We start from the raw sequence: 19,705 nt of genomic DNA, 5'->3' as shown, positions 1-19,705 counted from the left end.
GTTTATAAGGCCTAAGCCGTTCAAATACTTTAATGACCGACGTTGATGAGCTAATACGAACGATGGCGATTAGTTTGGTCAATGACATTAAAAAAAGCCAGTAAGCATCGCCTCTGGCATAACAATATGAGGTTAACACTGGCTTGTTTCAAGTGCCAGTGTTAACTCGGAGCGTATCAAGTGTTCAACTACTGGGCAAGTGTTACTGTTTCAACCTGATAACCCAGTGCGCGTAAACTCGGTTCAATGCTGGCTTTGTCGCCGACAACGAGCATTACCATATCGTCAATATTCAATAACTTATTCGCAAGCTGGTTTAACTCTTTTGTCGTGATATTGTTAACGATTTCATCTTGCTTTTGGGTAAAGTTTTTATCGAGTTGATAACGTTGAATCATTCGCAAAAATCCTGCTTTTTGATACGGCGTTTCGTACTCAAGTGCTTGGCTTTGTGCAATCGAGCTGCGCATAAAGTTTAGCTCATCGTCGCTCATGCCGCTTGCTTGATAAGCGTTAATCTCATTTACAAACTCGACTAAAGCATTTGCTGTCACATCACTACGCACACTGGCGTAAGCCATAAACTCACCCGAATCTTCGGCACCGACAAACATGGTTCTTGCGCCATAGGTGTAGCCTTTGTCTTCACGTAGGTTCAAGTTAATACGGCTATTAAAAGCACCACCTAATGAGTAGTTCATCAGGTAAGCTTTAAAGTAATCGCCTGTGGCATCGTAAATTAACGATGTTTTGCCAATGGTAATCACCGATTGTGCAGCACCTGGTTTATCGATTAAATAAATGGTGTTTTTGGGGTGCACAGGTACATCAGGTAACTTAGCGACTTGAGTTGCATCACCTTGCCATTGTGAAAACACTGATAATTTAGGCAATATTTGTTGTTGGTTTAAATCTGACACCACGACCATCTGCGCGTTACCGGCACGATATTGCTGCTGATAATATTGCTTTACATCATCTAAGGTCATAGCCGATAACGATGCGACCGTACCGTTGCTGCTAATGCCCATTGGGCTTTGACGCCCGTAAAGTAGCTCATTAAATCCGCTGCTGGCAATGTAGTTAGGATCAGACAATTGATGCTGTAAACCTTGTATTGCCTGCTGCTTTACACGGTCAAAATCAGCTTGTAAAAAACCTGGGCTAAATAAACGCTCTTCAACCAATGCTAAGGTAGCATCTAGATTTTCAGTTAAGCTCGATACTTTAATGTAGCTTTGTTCACTACTCGCGCCAAAGCTAATGGTTGAGCCTAGCATGTCTAATGCACCGGCAAGCTCTTCGCTGCTGCGCTTAAGGCTTGACTCATTTAACATTGAAGCTGTTAAATCGGCCACGCCGGCTTTATCAAGCGTTGCGAGGCGATGACCGCCGTTTAGGTAAATTAATAACTCTACGGTCGGCGTTTCGTTACTTTCTGTGCCCATCACGTTAATGCCGTTCTCAAGCTTAGCTTGCCAAAGCTGCGGCACTGTAAGTGACGGCGCGGCTGAAGATGCTGGCATGTTATTGCGGTCAAAAGATGATTTAGCAAATGCGGTGTTTGTTAACCCTGTTACCGCATCTTGCGCTATTGGTAGCACTGTCGGCTCAAAGTTGTCAGCATGGGCAATTAATTGCGTTTGCCCTTCTGGCACTATGCTCATGACTACCATTGGTTTGTTTTTGATGTAAGTATTAAACACTCGCATGACATCTGCTTTAGCCACATTGGCATATCGGGCTAAATCAGAGGCCACCATATCTGGCTGACCAAAGAAAGTTTGGTTAGCCGCTAATGTAGACACTTTACCTTGCACACTTTGCATGCCAAATATGGTATCGGCTTCAAACTGCACTTTGACTTTTTGTAAGTCATCATCGGTCACACCACGTTGCTCAAACTCAGCAATAGTCTGGTTAACCTTGGTTTCAATGTCAGCGAGATTACCGCCTTTAGCGGGGTTTGCAACCGCATACAAAGACAACTGACATGCTAGTTCCTGGCAAGGATGGCTGACACCGGCTTGTACGGCGAAACCTTCTTTAACGAGGTTTTTATAAATCAGTGAGGTTTTACCGCCACCTAAGATATTGGCCAATAAGTCGAGTGCGGCTTCATCTGGATGCTGGGCATACACGGTTGGAAAACCAATATAAAGTAACGGCAAATGGACTTTATCTTCCATCGAAATATAGCGAGTTTTATCTAATGTCACTGACGTTTTTTCGTCTGGTTTGACTTCTGGCCCACGCGGAATTTCACCAAAGTATTGGTTAATCCAGGCTAAAGTTTGCGCTTCATCAAAGTCGCCGCCAATCGTTAATGTGGCATTGTTGGGGCCGTACCAGCGTTGAAAGAAGTGCTTAACATCGTTTGCAGTAGCACGGTCTAAATCTTCTGGCCAACCAATAACCGGCCAAGAATAAGGGTGTCCCGCTGGATAAAGTGCTTGATTGAAGCGTTCATTTAAGCGCCCATAAGGGCGGTTGTCGATGCGCTGGGCACGTTCGTTTTTAACGGTTTCGCGTTGTACTTCAAATTTTTTGTCGGTTAATGCTGGCAATAAAAAGCCCATGCGGTCTGACTCTAGCCAGAGCATTTTTTCGAGTTGATTGCTCGGTACGGTTTCAAAATAGTTAGTGCGGTCGGTATTAGTGGTACCGTTAAGTGTGCCACCAGACTCGGTCACCACTTTAAAATGCTGCTCGTCTGCGACATGCTCAGAGCCTTGAAACATCATGTGTTCAAATAAATGTGCAAAACCACTGCGACCTGCAAGCTCACGAGCTGAGCCTACGTGATAAGTCACGTCAACATGCACTAATGGATCTGACTTGTCTTGATGTAAAATTACCGTCAGGCCATTAGCCAGTTGGTACTTTTTATAGGGAATACTCACTTGGTTTTCGGCCTGGGTAACAGCTTCAATTAAGCTGACACCTTGAGGCAATGATGATGCTTGTTGCCCATCATATGCACAGCCTGCAAGAGCAGCACTGATGGCACTGGCCAATAACCATTTTTTTAAATGTAGTTTCAAAATCGAGTCCATCCTTTTAGTAAAGCGTCTAACGCACAAGGAACTTGTTGCGCTAGCCTATTCATTCGAGATTCATTTCATATTGTCATACCGACAGAAAGATGAAAACAATCACACTGTAACGTAATATTTTTCCGACAAATATCAATAATGTTGATGCCACTAGAGGCCACTTTAACCAGCCAGCAAGCAGACATAGCACATCACCCACGAGTGGCAACCAAGATAATAACAACGACCAAATGCCGTAACGTTCAACCCACACCAAGGCGGTTTGATGAGATTTGCTTTGAATGTCTTGCGGATTTTTAGCCATCCGACCAGCGCGGCCTAAGCCGTAACTCGTCAACGCGCCCAACGTATTGCCTAACGTCGCCATAAGTAGCAATTCAGGCCACATTGTCGACGTATCATTGAGTAACGCCACCAGCAAGACTTCGGAGCCGCCCGGTAATAAGGTGGCCGCTAAAAAAGCGCCAGAGAACATCATCCATAAACTGGTCATGACTTGTTTTATCGTCTCGCAAAAAGGTTATGAGTTAGCGGGCCATACGTTAGACCAACAAAAATCGGTTTTGTTATTGAAATAGGTTAAAAAAGCGTAAAAAAATTAAAGTTATAATAACAAACCCACTTATTCTTATAAGTTATAACAAAATAACGTTGTCGGCTATGAGTTCAGTTCATACAATGCAATTAATAATTATTAACCTTATGCGGGATCACTGGACGTTTTAAACGCCATGGCCTGCTATTTAACCCATTAACATGCTATCGAATTGGCATAACACCGTGGGTTTACACTTGGAATTGACATGATACTGCAAACGCTCAATCGTATTCCGTTTTGGCAAAAAGTTATTGCTGGTTTTGTATTGGGTACCCTCACCGGAGTTGGTTTAGGTGAATCGGCGGTCATACTAAAACCCCTTGGCGATTTATTTATCAGTGCGATTAAAATGCTGGTTGCACCGCTGGTATTTTGTGCCATCGTGGTCAGTATTACCTCGCTAGGCTCGCAAGGTAATTTAAAGCGCTTAAGTTTTAAAACCTTAGCGATGTTTATGTTTACTGGCACCATTGCCTCGTTTATCGGTCTCACCATTGGTAGCCTTATCGACATGGGCGGTAGCCTGACGCTGGCCACCACAGAAGTGCGCGAACGTGATATCCCTGGGTTTGCACAAGTATTATTAAACATGATCCCGGTGAATCCATTTGCTTCGCTAGCTGAAGGTAACGTGTTGCAAATTATTGTATTTGCTGCGTTGGTGGGCATTGCAATTAATGCTGTGGGCGAAAAAGCCGTTCCGCTTAAAAATATCATGGAAGCGGGCGCGGAAGTGATGTTCCAGTTAACTCGCATGGTACTTAAATTAACCCCTATCGGCGTATTTGGACTGATGGCTTGGGTTGTGGGCGAGTATGGCTTAAGCACGCTTTTGCCGTTAGGTAAGTTTATTATGGCGATTTATATTGCTGCGCTTATCCACATTATTGTTGTTTACGGTGGCCTTGTTAAGTTTGCAGCAGGGTTAAGCCCAATACAGTTTTTCCGCAAAGCATTGCCAGCGCAGGTCGTGGCGTTCAGTACCGCATCAAGTTTTGGTACTTTACCGGCCAGCACCCGCTGCACTGAAGCCATGGGCGTGTCTAAACGTTATAGCGCGTTTGTACTGCCACTAGGCGCAACCATGAACATGGACGGTTGCGGCGGAATTTACCCTGCCATTGCTGCAATATTTATTGCGCAAATTTATGGTATTCCACTGGATATGACCGATTACATGCTGATTGCGGTGACCGCTACGGTAGCTTCGGTTGGGACTGCGGGCGTGCCTGGTAGTGCGATGGTGATGTTAACGGTAACATTAGGTGTGATTGGTTTACCGCTTGAAGGTATTGCCTTTATTGCGGCCATTGACCGTATTATTGATATGATCCGCACTGCCACTAACGTCACAGGCGATATGATGACAGCCGTTGTCATTGGTAAAAGCGAAGGTCAGTTGGATGTAGAGCAGTTTTATGCTGATGAAAAGCCGGTTGAACAAACCGCATAACGTTATCGATGTGAACATATAAATCATTAAGCCAGCACTAACGTGCAGGCTTAATGATATTAACGATATAGATTAATGATTGTCTGACGGTTTCAATACCCTATCTCGGACTCGACAGCTTTAACCCCACGATAGCGATAACGCTGTTAGTCATAGCACGCTTAAGTAAATAATCTCAACTCTAGATACATAATATAAAACCGCCCAAACCGGTTAAGATTTGGGCGGTTAATAATTTGATATGCCAATATCTAAATCAGGATGTTAAGGCTAATCTTGAATCTCAACCTTGAAACTCAATCTCAAAAATAAGCCAATCTGTGATTCAGATAATATTACCCTAACACAGCCAATAATACCCCAGCAGCTACAGCGCTACCGAGCACACCTGCAACATTTGGCCCCATCGCGTGCATGAGCAAGAAGTTTTGGTCGTTAGACTCTAAACCCACCTTGTTAACCACTCGCGCCGCCATAGGTACAGCAGATACACCAGCCGCGCCAATCAACGGATTAACTTTACCGCCAGACAGCTTACACATTAACTTAGCCATTAATACACCCGTTGCAGTGCCAATACTAAAGGCTACCGCGCCAAGGATTAAAATCCCTAAGGTTTCTATGCGTAAAAACTGATCGGCTGATAACTTTGATCCCACAGCTAGCCCTAAAAAAATGGTCACGATGTTGATCAACTCGTTTTGTGCCGTTTTAGACAAACGGTCAACCACGCCAGATTCACGCATCAAATTACCAAGACAGAACATCCCAACAAGTGGTGTTGCTGCAGGCAAAAACAGAATGGTCATTCCCAATACCATCAAAGGGAAGATGATTTTTTCTTTTTTGCTGACTTCACGCAGCTGCTCCATTTTAATTGCACGTTCTGCTTTGGTCGTCAGTAATCTCATAATTGGAGGCTGGATTAACGGTACTAATGCCATGTAAGAGTAGGCCGCAACAGCAATAGCACCTAACAAATCCGGTGCAAGCTTAGAGGCCAAGAAAATAGCCGTTGGACCGTCTGCACCACCAATAATGGCTATAGCAGCAGCATCTTGCATCGTAAATGAAAAGCCAGGTACGGCATTAAGTGCTATCGCCCCTAATAAGGTCGCAAAAATACCAAACTGAGCAGCGGCACCTAATAACAAGGTTTTCGGGTTAGCAATTAGCGCACCAAAATCGGTTAATGCCCCTACGCCCATAAAGATCAGTAGCGGAAATACACCTGTCTCAATCCCAACATGATAAGCAAAGTAAAGTAAGCCGCCTTCTTCAGTAAAGCCTGCATTAGGGATATTGGCCAAAATAGCGCCAAAACCGATAGGTAGCAGTAAAAGTGGTTCAAAACCTTTCACAATGGCTAAAAATAATAACAAACACCCTACTGCCATCATCAATACTTGGCCGCCAGAAAAATTGGCAATACCCGTTTCAGACCAAAAGGCCATTAATCCTTCCATTTTGACCTCTTATGCTAATGCAAGTAATGCTGAACCGACTGTCACGCTGTCACCTTGCTTAACAGCAAGGTTAGCGATGATACCGTCTTGTGGTGCGCGAATTTCGGTTTCCATTTTCATAGCTTCTAAAATAATGACCACCTCACCGGTTTTAACCGCTTGGCCGTTGCTTACAAGCACTTTAAAGATATTTCCCGATAGAGGCGCAGACATAGTACATTTAACCTCACCAGCAGAGGCTGGAGCAGCTTGAGCTGGTGCACTGGCCACTGATGTTGCTGATGTTGGCGCAATATTGCTAATGTCACCGCCCTCACTGACTTCAACGACAAAGCTTTGACCATCAACATTAACGGTATAGGTTTGTGGGCCTTTATCAGCAGTAACCTGCAAATCATCTGCGCTCGGTACGGGTTCAAATGCATCCGGATTGCCACGATTTTTAAGAAACTTAAGACCAATTTGATTAAACAACGCGTAAGTCATGACATCGTCATCTAACTCAGCCGCTAAACTAAAGCCCTGTTCTTTTGCAGCTTGTTCAAGCTCAACACGTAATTTATCCAGTTCTGGTGCAATCAAATCTGCGGGACGGCACGTAATCGGTGACTCGCCTTTTAACACACGTGCTTGTAGCTCTGCATTAACCGGCGCTGGAGTGGCACCGTATTCGCCTTTTAGTACGCCTTCGGTCTCTTTGGTCATGGATTTGTAGCGCTCGCCCATCAATACGTTAATCACGGATTGTGAGCCAACAATTTGCGAGGTAGGTGTCACTAATGGTAAAAAGCCAAGATCTTCACGTACCCGTGGGATCTCCTCAAGCACGGCATCCATTTTGTCTGCAGCTCCCTGCTCTTTTAATTGGTTTTCCATGTTGGTTAGCATGCCGCCAGGCACTTGTGCACGTAAGATACGTGAATCAATCCCTTTTAACGCACCTTCAAAGCGCACGTATTTTTTACGCACTTCACGGAAGTATGCGGCGATTTCTTCTAACAGCACCATGTCATAGCCCGTGGCTCTGTCAGTATCTTCGACCATAGCAACAAGTGTTTCAGTGGCACTGTGACCATAAGTTTGACTCATTGAAGAGATCGCGGTATCCAGTACATCAACCCCGGCTTCAATCGCCTTTTGATAGGTTGCGGTGCTTAACCCTGTGGTGGCATGACAATGCATCGAAACCATTAAGTCAGTTTGCGACTTTAAACGGCTAATAAGCTCATAGGCCTGCATTGGCTTAAGTAAACCAGCCATATCTTTAATACATAAAGAATCTGCGCCCATGTCTTCTAAACGCTTAGCCATATCCACCCAGGTATCGATGGTATGCACTGGGCTTGTGGTAAATGAAATTGTACCTTGTGCATGTCCGCCAACGTTTTTAACTGCCTTAACTGCCGTTTCAAGGTTACGTACATCATTCATTGCATCGAAAATACGGAACACATCGACACCGTTGGTATGAGCACGCTCGACAAAGCGAGTCACGACATCGTCGGCATAATGACGGTAGCCTAGTAAATTTTGCCCACGCAATAACATTTGCTGCGGCGTATTAGGCATGGCTTTCTTTAATTCACGAATACGGTCCCACGGATCTTCGCCAAGATAACGAATACAAGAGTCGAATGTGGCCCCACCCCATGACTCAAGTGACCAAAATCCAACTTTATCTAATAGCGGTGCAATGGGCAGCATATCGTCGATACGTAACCGCGTGGCCAGTATTGATTGGTGGGCGTCACGTAGGACAACATCGGTTAGTGCTAATGGCTTGCTCATATTGACTCCAAATTTATTTCGCGCGGTATTGATGTATCGCAGAGGTAATTGCGCTTACCAGCTTAGGATCTAATGCTGACTGAGCCGATGCTCTTGGTGCTATCGACGCAGGTGTTGGTGTAGCCACTGGCGCAGGAAAAAGCTTTGCAACAATCCCTATACCCACGATCAATAGACTTAAAAAGATAAACACTAGGCCCATGCCCATTATCATGATGCCCAGCGCATCGGATAACTGCTCAGATATCGATGTCATGCTTCCTCGCTTATTTTTCTAACCATTAAATCTTATGTCGTAAATTGTTGAGGCTGTCGATGCACCATCACTGTGCGCGATGGTGACAAGTCGATTTGCAGCCGTAATGTTGAGCCACGGATTAACAATTGCTAATTCAGAAAGCATAAATATTCAATTTAATATCGATTTAATACTCTGTTCCATTGAGTCAACGTCACGATTAACGCGACATAAACTCAAAATCCTGTCACAAAATATAAACAATATACGTCAACATTGCTATCCTTTTGTAAATTGGTCTTACCAAAAAAAATGTTCAATGACAGTGCAGCAAAGGAATGTTCAAAATAAACCACCAATAAATAAAGATTCTATAATTATTTACGTAATTTCAATCTATAAATCACAAAATAGATAACATTAACGGTCAAGCAACATGCCGAAATAGTGCATCATACTTAAGCAAACGAATAAAATAACTGATATTAAGCAATAAAAATGAATAATAATGTAATTAATTAACCTGAACTCGAGATAAGAGATGGAAACAAAATGTTTAATATCAAATCATTAAGGTTCAAATGTTTCAAACTTGTGATTTTTTGCTAACAATACCAATTCCATTAATTATCTGGTCATTCAGCGGGAGTTCTGTGCCTTCTAGGCAAGTAATAGAATTGTAGGCATAGTTGTTCTCGGCAACAGCTCCTGCGTTGCTCTACCTTCTGCATCCATGCAGTCGTACGTCAAAATGCTATTAAGCAGCATGGAAGACACAGAAACCCGCCTTACAGGAGACACTCAGACCGTTCATTTCTTTGTTGCATTGCCTTAAAAGGGAATAACCATTATTTCAACAATGCGCCTCAAACTGAACAATCTGAGTGGCTCTGATTGGTCACATAATTAATAGAATTGGTATAAGGTGAATTAACGCGTCAATAGCTAGCCGATTGCAAGTTCATTCAACGCATTTAGCGAGACAAAAGGCTTTTTGAAAACCTTTCATTATTCCCAGTTCAGATTGGTTAAGAAATATGTACTTGATTGAGCCTAAATCATCACGTTAATGAGCCCAACGAATAGCAGAAAGGATATGAAAGAGGATTAGCAATGTGAATGAGACTAGCAAACAGACATAAAAAAACGCCCTGTATAAATACAGGGCGTTTTTAATATGGTGCGCGTGGGAGGATTCGAACCTCCGACCGCCTGGTTCGTAGCCAGGTACTCTATCCAGCTGAGCTACACGCGCAAAATCGGTACAACATGCCATTTATTAGTAACACAACCATTATAGCTGCTAAAACAATAAATGGCGGAGAAGGAGGGATTCGAACCCTCGATGGGATTTAAAGCCCATACTCCCTTAGCAGGGGAGCGCCTTCGGCCACTCGGCCACCTCTCCGCAAAAATGGTGCGCGTGGGAGGATTCGAACCTCCGACCGCCTGGTTCGTAGCCAGGTACTCTATCCAGCTGAGCTACACGCGCGAAATTTGGGTTTTGGTGAAACATGAATGGTGCGCGTGGGAGGATTCGAACCTCCGACCGCCTGGTTCGTAGCCAGGTACTCTATCCAGCTGAGCTACACGCGCATTCATGGTTAACACATTAATAGTAAATGGTGCGGATGGGAGGATTCGAACCTCCGACCGCCTGGTTCGTAGCCAGGTACTCTATCCAGCTGAGCTACATCCGCATCGATTTTACTATTTTAAGAAATGGCGGAGAAGGAGGGATTCGAACCCTCGATGGGATTTAAAGCCCATACTCCCTTAGCAGGGGAGCGCCTTCGGCCACTCGGCCACCTCTCCGTTTTCTTGGCGCACATATTACTGTTTGACGAAAATAAGTCAAACCCTTTTTAGGGATCCTATCTTCATTTGGACTGTTTTTAATCACATTGGGGATAATAGCTTCAAATAGTCGTGAAAACTGTATTCATTTTTACGAATATTACTTTAAAAAATGATTTTCAAAGACTTTTTTATACCGCTCAAAAATGATCATTTACTCAAAAAACAAAAAAGTCAGCAAACTGCTGACTTTATTTTTATCGGACAAAATAGCCGAAATTAGTAATTGCCACCTTCTGGAGGCGTACCTGATTTCTCAGATTGAATACGTTGGTAGATCTCTTCACGGTGAACCGATACTTCTTTAGGTGCATTAACACCAATACGTACCTGATTACCTTTAACACCTAACACAGTAACGGTGACTTCATCACCAATCATTAATGTTTCGCCTACACGACGAGTCAAAATTAGCATTCGATTGCTCCTTTAGTTCAATCTGCATAACACGCTTTGTCCGTAATATGCGTTTATTATAAGGTTCGCTCTACATAAAATCATAGTATCTATTTCTAAATACGTCAGTTTATAAAGCATTATCTATTCGGAAATTTTAAAGTCTGACGAAAATATCAACTATCAATACGTAATAAGTCCAAATTCATCATATTTGCACTCACCACGGTGTTAAATAAATCTAAACAGCAAAACCAATAACAAAACGACAGAGATAAAACCATTAATGACCTGTGTACGCACACAGTTGCAATCACAACTTATTACCCTAGTAATCCCTTTAAACGCTTTTTACTGTTAGCGAGTTACTTCACTATGCCAAATCTACTGTTAGCACTCAAGTTATAAAGTTGAATATCTTAGACTTTATGCCCTAAGTGCCAATTAAAGCGCTATTTTGGCTAAATGTTAGCTCAAACGCTCAGTAATCCAAGGTTCAACAGATGCTAATGCAGCCGCTAAGTTCTCAGGTTGTGTGCCACCAGCTTGAGCCATATCAGGGCGTCCACCGCCTTTACCGCCTACTTGCTGAGCGACCATAGCAACCAGTTCACCTGCTTTAACTTGTTTAGTTAAGTCATTGCTAACACCCGCAATCAGGTTAACTTTGCCATCTTTTGCAGTGCCAAGCACAATAATGGCTGATTTAAGCTTCTGCTTTAATTCATCTTGCAAACCACGCAATGAGCCAGGGTCTACGCCCTCCATCAATTTAACCAGCACTTTAACGCCATTAATGTCTTTAGCATCACCTGCCATATCCGCGCTGGCTGCAGCCGCTAATTTATCTTTAAGTTGCGATAACTCTTTTTCAAGCTGCTTCACTTTATCTAATTGGGCTTTTAATTTAGTCACAACAGATGCATTGTCTGATTTGAGCAACTGCGCAGCTTCTTCTAGCATCGCCTGTTGCTCTGCAACGTAGCTCATAGCCGCAGCACCCGTTACGGCTTCAATACGACGTACACCCGCAGCGATACCGCCTTCGGAAGTGATTTTGAATAAACCGATATCGCCCGTGCGGCCAACGTGAGTACCGCCACACAATTCAATAGAAAAGTCACCCATCGTCACAACACGTACTTGGTCATCGTACTTTTCACCAAATAGCGCCATAGCGCCTTTTTCTTTGGCTTCATCAATGGCCATTTCGGCAGTTTTTAATTGATGATTACGACGGATCTGGGTGTTAACTAATTCTTCTACCGCTTTTAATTCTGACGGTTTAACCGCTTCAAAATGTGAAAAATCGAAACGCAGACGCTCAGGATTCACTAACGACCCTTTCTGTGTAACATGTGAACCTAATACTTGACGTAATGCAGCATGCAACAAGTGAGTCACAGAGTGATTTAACTGAGTACGGTGACGTAATTTTTTATCCACTTGTGCAGATAACGTTTGCCCTACGACTAATTGACCTTGCGCTAATTGGCCTTGATGACCTGTCGCTTGACCAAACTTTTGAGTATCACTCACTGTAAATTCAATACCTTGAGCCGTTAACAAGCCTTTATCACCAACCTGCCCGCCTGATTCAGCATAAAATGGGGTATTGGCTAAAACGACAATAGCATCTTGACCAGCAACAACTTGCTCAACAGCTTTACCATCAACATATAAACCCGTTACCGTTGACTCACCCGTAAGCTCGGTATAGCCACAGAACGCGGTTTCAGCATCAATAATTAAATTACTGTTGTAGTCTGCACCAAAGTTACCTGCAGCTTGAGCACGACGCCTTTGCTCTGCCATTGCGACTTCAAAACCCGCTTCGTCAACATGAATATCACGTTCGCGACATACGTCAGCCGTCAAATCGACAGGGAAGCCATAAGTGTCATACAGTTTAAAGACCGTTTCACCATCTAGCGTGTCGCCTTTAAGGGTATTTAATGCGCCGTCTAAAATGACTAAGCCGCGCTCTAGGGTTCGGGCAAACTGTTCTTCTTCTGCTTTTAAGGCTTTTTCAACAATCGCCTGCATGGCTTTTAAGCCGTTTGCCGCATCGCCCATCACGCTGATTAGCGTCGGCACTAATTTGTAGAAAAAGGCATCAGTTGCGCCTAACTTATTACCATGGCGCACTGCGCGGCGAATAATACGGCGCAGCACATAACCACGCCCTTCGTTTGATGGCATAACACCGTCAGCGATTAAAAAAGCACATGAACGGATATGGTCAGCAATAACGCGTAGCGATTTATTTTCTAAATCGGAGACACCAATAATGTCAGCAGCTTTAGCGATTAATTGCTTAAAGATATCGATTTCGTAGTTTGAATGAACACCTTGCATGATGGCTGCAATACGCTCAATACCCATACCGGTATCAACTGAAGGTTTAGGTAATGGCAACATTTCACCGTCGGCTTGACGGTTATATTGCATAAATACAATATTCCAAATTTCAATAAAACGATCGCCATCTTCTTCTGGAGTGCCAGGACGACCACCCCAAATGTGATCGCCATGATCATAGAAAATTTCACTGCATGGACCACAAGGACCGGTATCACCCATTTGCCAGAAGTTATCTGAAGCGAACGCAGCACCTTTGTTGTCACCGATACGGATCATGCTTTCAGCAGGTACGCCAATTTTCTGGGTCCAGATGTCATAAGCTTCATCATCGGTTTCATAGATGGTGACGCATAAACGTTCTTTAGGCAGTTTTAAGGTTTCGGTTAAAAATGTCCATGCAAAACGAATCGCTTCTTCTTTAAAGTAATCACCGAAACTGAAGTTACCGAGCATTTCAAAAAAAGTATGATGACGTGCGGTATAGCCTACGTTGTCTAAATCGTTGTGTTTACCACCCGCACGAACGCAGCGTTGTGAAGATGTCGCACGTGTATAATTTCGCTTATCCATGCCGAGGAACACATCTTTAAACTGGTTCATACCCGCATTGGTAAATAACAGTGTTGGATCGTTTGTGGGAACGAGTGAGCTGCTATCAACAACCTGATGTCCGTTATCTTCAAAATACTTTAAAAAAGCACTTCTTAACTCTGCTGTAGTCTGAAACATGAAATGGCCCTGAAATAGAAGAATACAAAGGTAACCAGCTTGACATGCAAGCCAGTAAATGTAGGCATTATATACTGAATTTAACGCAAGAAGCGAGACGAGCGAGCCGATTATCATCTGAGCAAAAATCGATGAATGAACGATACATTTCACAGCCATTCTCAACAGATGAAACATGTTTGCTCATTAAGTGTCTTATTAGATTTTTTACTGATTCTAGGGTCTGTTGTTCTTTGATGGTTGAATTTTGTTCGAGTTAAAAACGTTTTAATCGAGACGAATGGATTGATGCCTAGTCATCTAAGCAAAGTACATTCAACAAAGAGTAAAACGTTTTTAGCCGAACCTTTCGGGCAGCGTTTGTTGACCACTTTTACGGCGTAATCTACTTTTTATGTAGAATAACTATACCTCACAGTTTCTGCAGCGCAGTAATATATGTAAGTAGTGGCCAACAATTCGCTGCAAAAACAACCTTGAAAGATTAATAGGCCCTAAGATTAGGTCAGATTAAATATAACGCGGAACAGTGCTTAGGCGTCTCACATAAAAAGTAGGTACAGAATTTGAGTTAGAAGTGTATCGCGAGGAAATTTAAGACACTGACGCATTAAATAATTACGCTTTAGATAGAGATAACTGAAGAAAGAGATAACTGAATCGTTTTAATATTTACCGCGTTTTCTATAAAAAAATCGCGGTGCACAATATGCGCACCGCGACACTTTATTCATTTTACTTGTCAATCTATGAGTCAGATGACTAAGGCTTAATTAAAAAACTTCGCCCGTTTCTAAATCAATGTTTTCATCACCGTCATCAGCACTTGATGAACTGCCTGTACCACTAGCAAGTAACATTGAACGTAAGGTAGTATCAATTTCTGTCGCAATGGCTGGGTTTTCAGTTAAGAATTTACCTGCATTTGCACGACCTTGACCAATTTTCTCACCTTTGTAGCTATACCATGCACCGGCTTTGTCGACGATTTTGTGAAGTACACCTAAATCAACTAATTCGCCGGTACGGTTAATACCTTGGCCATAAAGAATTTGGAATTCAGCTTGTTTAAAAGGCGCTGCAATTTTGTTTTTAACGACTTTAACGCGTGTTTCGTTACCCACTACTTCATCACCGTCTTTTACAGCACCGGTACGACGAATATCTAAACGTACAGAAGCATAAAACTTAAGTGCGTTACCACCTGTTGTGGTTTCTGGGTTACCAAACATCACACCAATCTTCATACGGATTTGGTTGATGAAAATAAGTAAAGTATTTGACTGCTTAAGGTTACCCGCAAGCTTACGCATTGCCTGGCTCATCATACGTGCGGCTAGGCCCATGTGTGAGTCACCGATTTCGCCTTCGATTTCCGCTTTAGGTGTTAGTGCTGCTACCGAGTCGACAATAATCACATCAACAGCGCCAGAGCGAGTTAAGGCATCACAAATCTCAAGGGCTTGCTCACCAGTATCTGGCTGAGAACACAATAAGTTATCAATATCTACGCCAAGCTTTTTCGCATAAATAGGATCTAATGCGTGCTCTGCGTCGATAAACGCACAGGTTTTACCTTGACGTTGAGCTGCTGCAATCACTTCGAGTGTTAATGTTGTTTTACCTGATGACTCTGGTCCGTAAATTTCAACGATACGGCCTAGAGGTAAACCACCAGCACCTAGGGCGACGTCCAATGAAAGTGAACCGGTAGAGATAGTTTCAACATCCATTGTGCGGTCTTCGCCCAATTTCATAATTGAGCCTTTACCAAATTGCTTTTCAATTTGGCTTAATACGGCGGCAAGTGCTTTCTCTTTGTTTGGATCAACCTTCATTGTAAAACCCTCTTAAGGCATTCAATACGTTTAGTAAAATGCGATTTTTATTTAGGTGAGATGTTATAACTCATCTCAATATGTTCATCAGTATACTGTATAGTCATACAGTATCAAGTGTTGATCGTAATTTTTTTTATTCCTAGCCGAATTGCCTTTTTACATCAATATTTTACCCACCAAGCATTTTTATTGTGAATTGATTTATACCCCGAAGATAAAAATTGTTAATATTAGCGTCATAAAGTTTCATGCCCCAAGATTGATAGAGTGAAGAGTCCATAATGACTGTAATTGATACCAGCGATTTAGAAAAACATACCCCGATGATGCGACAGTATTTGAGCTTAAAAGCCGCTCATGCCGACATGTTGCTGTTCTATCGAATGGGCGATTTTTACGAGTTATTTTATGATGATGCTAAAAAAGCATCTGAACTGTTGGGCATTTCATTGACCGCTCGCGGTAAAAGCGGTGGCGACCCAATCCCAATGGCGGGTATTCCTTATCATGCTGTTGAAGGCTACTTAGCTAAGTTGGTACAGATTGGCCAGTCTGTGGCCATTTGTGAACAAATTGGCGATCCTGCTACATCAAAAGGCCCAGTTGAACGTCAAGTGGTACGTATTGTGACTCCTGGCACATTAACTGATGAAGCGCTATTACAAGAGAAGCAAGACAACTTACTCGCGGCGCTTTATCAAGGTAAAACGGGTTTTGGTTATGCCACGCTCGACATTTCATCAGGACGTTTTGTTGTTGCGGAACTACCGACTCGTGAAGCATTAGAAGCAGAGTTACAGCGTACTCATCCAGCTGAATTACTTTACAGCGAAGATTTTACTGACATGCTGTTAATCAATAACATGAAAGGGATCCGACGCCGCCCTGAATGGGAATTTGATTACGATACCTGTGTCAATTTATTGCTCAATCAATTTGGCACTAAAGATTTGCATGGCTTTGGTATTAGTGACGCACGCTTAGCATTACAAGCTGCAGGCTGCTTAATGCAGTATGTCAAAGACACCCAAAAAATGGCCTTACCGCACATCAATTCGATTGTGCGCTTTAATCAATCTGAATCAATCATTTTAGATGCTGCGACTCGTCGCAACTTAGAGCTAACCCAAAATTTATCTGGCGGCCGTGATAACACCCTGGCATGGGTACTCGACAATACAGCAACGCCTATGGGCAGCCGCATGTTGCAACGTTGGATCCATGAACCACTTCGCGACCGCAAAGCCGTTCAATTACGCCACGGCGCTGTAAATGAATTAATTGAACAAGACCTTTACCACACTCTGCACGAGCAACTGAAAAGCTTAGGTGATATTGAACGTATTATGGCCCGCCTTGCTTTGCGCAGTGCCAGACCACGTGATTTTTCGCGTTTAAAGCAAGCTTTAGCATTGCTGCCGACCATTCAACAAACGCTAGCAACTTGCCAGCAACAGCAAATGTCTACGTTAGCGGCGCAATTGGGTGAGTTTCCTGAGCAGCACGACTTGCTCGAACGCGCTATTGTCGATAACCCACCGATGTTAATTCGTGATGGCGGCGTGATTAAAAGCGGTTACCATGCTGAGTTAGACGAATGGCGTAAGCTGAGTGAAGGCGCCAATGATTACTTGGTCGAAATGGAAGCTCGCGAAAAACAGCAAACTGGGATCAGTACTCTCAAAGTGGGCTATAACCGCGTGCATGGCTATTACATTGAAGTCAGTCGCTTACAAGCAGATAAGGTCCCATTAAGCTATCAGCGCCGCCAGACACTAAAAGGAACTGAACGCTATATCACCCCAGAGCTTAAAGAATACGAAGAAAAAGTACTTTCAAGCCAAGGTAAAGCGTTGGCAATAGAAAAACAGCTATGGGAACAACTGTTTGACTTACTGTTACCTAAATTACAAGAACTGCAAATCTTCGCCACTGCAGCCGCACAGTTAGATGTATTAAGTAACTTTGCCGAACGAGCAGAAACCCTCAATTATCAGTGTCCACAAATGACAAACGATATCGGAATTCATATTGATGCAGGTCGCCACCCTGTGGTTGAGCAGGTGAGTCAATCAGCCTTTATTGCCAACCCAGTTAGCCTGACGCCTCAACGCAAAATGTTGATCGTAACCGGCCCCAATATGGGCGGTAAGTCAACTTATATGCGTCAGGTAGCACTTATCACTTTAATGGCTCACATTGGGTGTTTTGTGCCCGCAGATTCTGCTCAAATTGGTGAAATTGATCGAATATTTACACGTATAGGTGCATCAGACGATTTAGCATCGGGTCGTTCAACCTTCATGGTAGAGATGACCGAAACAGCCAATATTTTGCATAATGCGACAGCCAATAGTTTGGTATTAATGGATGAAATAGGCCGAGGAACCTCAACCTATGATGGTTTGTCGCTAGCGTGGTCTGCTGCTGAATATCTCGCTAAACAAGTCAGTGCGCTGACCTTGTTTGCAACACATTATTTTGAGCTAACTCAATTGCCAGAATTATTACCAGCCGTAGTCAATGTGCACTTAGATGCGATTGAACATGACGATACCATTGCCTTTATGCATGCCGTTCAAGAGGGTGCAGCCAGTAAAAGTTATGGTTTACAAGTTGCCGCATTAGCCGGTGTGCCAAATCAAGTGATCAAAGCGGCTAAACATAAACTGCATCAACTCGAAAATCGCGATAGTGCAGTATCAGAACATGCACCATCACAAGTGAGCATGAATTTACTTGCGCCGATGCCGGAGCCTTCACCCGCTTTGGTTAAGCTAACGCAAATAAATCCTGACGATTTTACGCCTAAGCAAGCTCTTGATTTATTGTATGAATTAAAACGTTTAGCACGCTAGGACCACAAAAAACAGGCCATAAAAAGGACACTGCAATGTGTCCTTTTTTATTGTGGGCAAGTTAACATTACTCTTAATATGCTAAATATTAATCCCTAAAAAGCGCTTCTACTGACAATCCTTGCGAGCCGAGTAAATCTTTTAGACGCTTTAACGCTTCAACCTGAATTTGACGAACTCGCTCGCGCGTTAGCCCTATTTCAGCCCCCACGTTTTCGAGTGTTGATGGTTCATAGCCTAACAAACCAAACCGTCTTGCAAGCACTTCACGTTGTTTCGTATTAAGCTCATTTAACCAACCTACAATTGAGTTAGATAAATCTTCACTTTGTACTCGATGATCTGGCCCAACGGAGTCGTCGTCAGCAATCACATCTAATAATGCTTTTTCATTATCGCCACCTAAAGGTGAATCAACGGAGGTAATTCTTTCATTCAGTTTAAGCATGCGACTCACATCGCCCGTTGAAACATCGAGTTTTTCAGCAATTTCTTCCGCGGTGGGTTCATGGTCAAGTTTTTGTGCAAGTTGCCTTGCAGTGCGAAGATAGACATTTAATTCTTTTACAACATGGATAGGAAGTCTGATCGTGCGAGTTTGATTCATAATGGCACGTTCAATGGTTTGTCTAATCCACCAGGTCGCATAAGTCGAAAAGCGGAAACCACGTTCAGGGTCAAACTTTTCTACCGCTCTGATCAGGCCTAAATTGCCTTCTTCAATGAGATCGAGCAACGCTAAACCACGATTGTTGTATCTTCTGGAAATTTTAACGACAAGACGTAAGTTACTTTCTATCATGCGGTTGCGAGATTTTTCGCAGCCTTTGAGGGCTTTACGTGAAAAATAGACTTCTTCTTCAGCTGTAAGCAAAGGAGAAAAACCAATTTCACCTAAATATAATTGAGTGGCATCGAGGTTTTTTTGTAAGTCTTCTTGGACTTTGTCTTCTATTTCGAGTTGCTGCACCAAATCGCCTTTTTTGGCTGCAACCTCTTGTGGTTGTTTAGCTAGATCGACAAGTGGTTCTGCTATAGCAGTACTGTTTTTGCGGCTCATA

11 protein-coding genes and 6 tRNA genes are annotated in these 19,705 nt (G+C 43.1%); 2 read left to right on the top strand and 15 right to left on the bottom strand.

Going from position 1 to position 19,705, the window contains the following annotated elements; genetic code table 11:
- Positions 1 to 188: 188 nt before the first annotated feature.
- Positions 189 to 3,044, bottom strand: a complete 2,856-nt coding sequence (locus AC19MV_RS19870; RefSeq protein ID WP_498309716.1) for a M16 family metallopeptidase — start codon at positions 3,042 to 3,044, stop codon at positions 189 to 191.
- Positions 3,045 to 3,129: 85 nt separating this feature from the next.
- Positions 3,130 to 3,549: a YqaA family protein gene (locus tag AC19MV_RS19865; protein WP_160053706.1), complete on the bottom strand. Its 420-nt coding sequence runs from the start codon at positions 3,547 to 3,549 to the stop codon at positions 3,130 to 3,132.
- Positions 3,550 to 3,859: 310 nt separating this feature from the next.
- Here AC19MV_RS19865 and AC19MV_RS19860 point away from each other — a divergent pair, with 310 nt between their 5' ends.
- The gene (locus AC19MV_RS19860; RefSeq protein WP_432398958.1) at positions 3,860 to 5,107 is read left to right on the top strand and encodes a dicarboxylate/amino acid:cation symporter; all 1,248 of its coding nucleotides are present in this window, start codon (positions 3,860 to 3,862) and stop codon (positions 5,105 to 5,107) included.
- A gap of 335 nt (positions 5,108 to 5,442) precedes the next feature.
- Here the strand turns inward: AC19MV_RS19860 and AC19MV_RS19855 are convergent, their stop codons facing one another.
- The 12 genes from AC19MV_RS19855 to recA form a co-directional block, all read right to left on the bottom strand.
- On the bottom strand, positions 5,443 to 6,573 hold the full coding sequence (locus AC19MV_RS19855) for a sodium ion-translocating decarboxylase subunit beta (RefSeq protein ID WP_498309715.1): 1,131 nt from the start codon (positions 6,571 to 6,573) through the stop codon (positions 5,443 to 5,445).
- A 9-nt stretch (positions 6,574 to 6,582) separates the two neighbouring features.
- On the bottom strand, positions 6,583 to 8,361 hold the full coding sequence (gene oadA, locus AC19MV_RS19850; RefSeq protein WP_498309714.1) for a sodium-extruding oxaloacetate decarboxylase subunit alpha: 1,779 nt from the start codon (positions 8,359 to 8,361) through the stop codon (positions 6,583 to 6,585).
- 13 nt (positions 8,362 to 8,374) lie between these two features.
- The gene (locus tag AC19MV_RS19845; protein WP_498309713.1) at positions 8,375 to 8,617 is read right to left on the bottom strand and encodes an OadG family transporter subunit; all 243 of its coding nucleotides are present in this window, start codon (positions 8,615 to 8,617) and stop codon (positions 8,375 to 8,377) included.
- Between the two features lie 1,160 nt (positions 8,618 to 9,777).
- A tRNA-Arg gene (locus tag AC19MV_RS19840) sits at positions 9,778 to 9,854 on the bottom strand.
- A 61-nt stretch (positions 9,855 to 9,915) separates the two neighbouring features.
- A tRNA-Ser gene (locus AC19MV_RS19835) sits at positions 9,916 to 10,007 on the bottom strand.
- A 7-nt stretch (positions 10,008 to 10,014) separates the two neighbouring features.
- Positions 10,015 to 10,091: transfer RNA gene (locus AC19MV_RS19830), tRNA-Arg, on the bottom strand.
- Positions 10,092 to 10,118: 27 nt separating this feature from the next.
- A tRNA-Arg gene (locus AC19MV_RS19825) sits at positions 10,119 to 10,195 on the bottom strand.
- A 27-nt stretch (positions 10,196 to 10,222) separates the two neighbouring features.
- Positions 10,223 to 10,299 (bottom strand) — tRNA-Arg (locus AC19MV_RS19820).
- Between the two features lie 23 nt (positions 10,300 to 10,322).
- Positions 10,323 to 10,414, bottom strand: a tRNA-Ser gene (locus AC19MV_RS19815).
- Positions 10,415 to 10,675: 261 nt separating this feature from the next.
- Positions 10,676 to 10,873 carry a carbon storage regulator CsrA gene (gene csrA, locus AC19MV_RS19810; protein ID WP_160053698.1) on the bottom strand — a complete coding sequence of 66 codons (198 nt, stop codon included), beginning with the start codon at positions 10,871 to 10,873 and terminating at the stop codon, positions 10,676 to 10,678.
- A 447-nt stretch (positions 10,874 to 11,320) separates the two neighbouring features.
- Positions 11,321 to 13,945 (bottom strand): alanine--tRNA ligase, encoded by a 2,625-nt coding sequence (gene alaS / locus AC19MV_RS19805; protein ID WP_498309712.1) that lies wholly within the window; start codon positions 13,943 to 13,945, stop codon positions 11,321 to 11,323.
- A gap of 773 nt (positions 13,946 to 14,718) precedes the next feature.
- The gene (gene recA / locus AC19MV_RS19800) at positions 14,719 to 15,783 is read right to left on the bottom strand and encodes a recombinase RecA (protein WP_432398963.1); all 1,065 of its coding nucleotides are present in this window, start codon (positions 15,781 to 15,783) and stop codon (positions 14,719 to 14,721) included.
- Between the two features lie 284 nt (positions 15,784 to 16,067).
- Between recA and mutS the strand changes: the two genes are divergently transcribed.
- Positions 16,068 to 18,644: a DNA mismatch repair protein MutS gene (mutS, locus tag AC19MV_RS19795; protein ID WP_498309711.1), complete on the top strand. Its 2,577-nt coding sequence runs from the start codon at positions 16,068 to 16,070 to the stop codon at positions 18,642 to 18,644.
- 88 nt (positions 18,645 to 18,732) lie between these two features.
- Here mutS and rpoS read toward each other — a convergent pair whose 3' ends face one another.
- Entirely contained in the window at positions 18,733 to 19,704 is a 972-nt protein-coding gene (rpoS, locus tag AC19MV_RS19790; protein ID WP_432398965.1) for an RNA polymerase sigma factor RpoS, read from the bottom strand.
- Position 19,705: the final 1 nt, after the last annotated feature.

Source organism: Shewanella sp. MF05913 (assembly GCF_059758095.1).
Note: the sequence above shows the minus strand (reverse complement) of the source record. Positions and strands in the feature narration are given on the sequence as shown.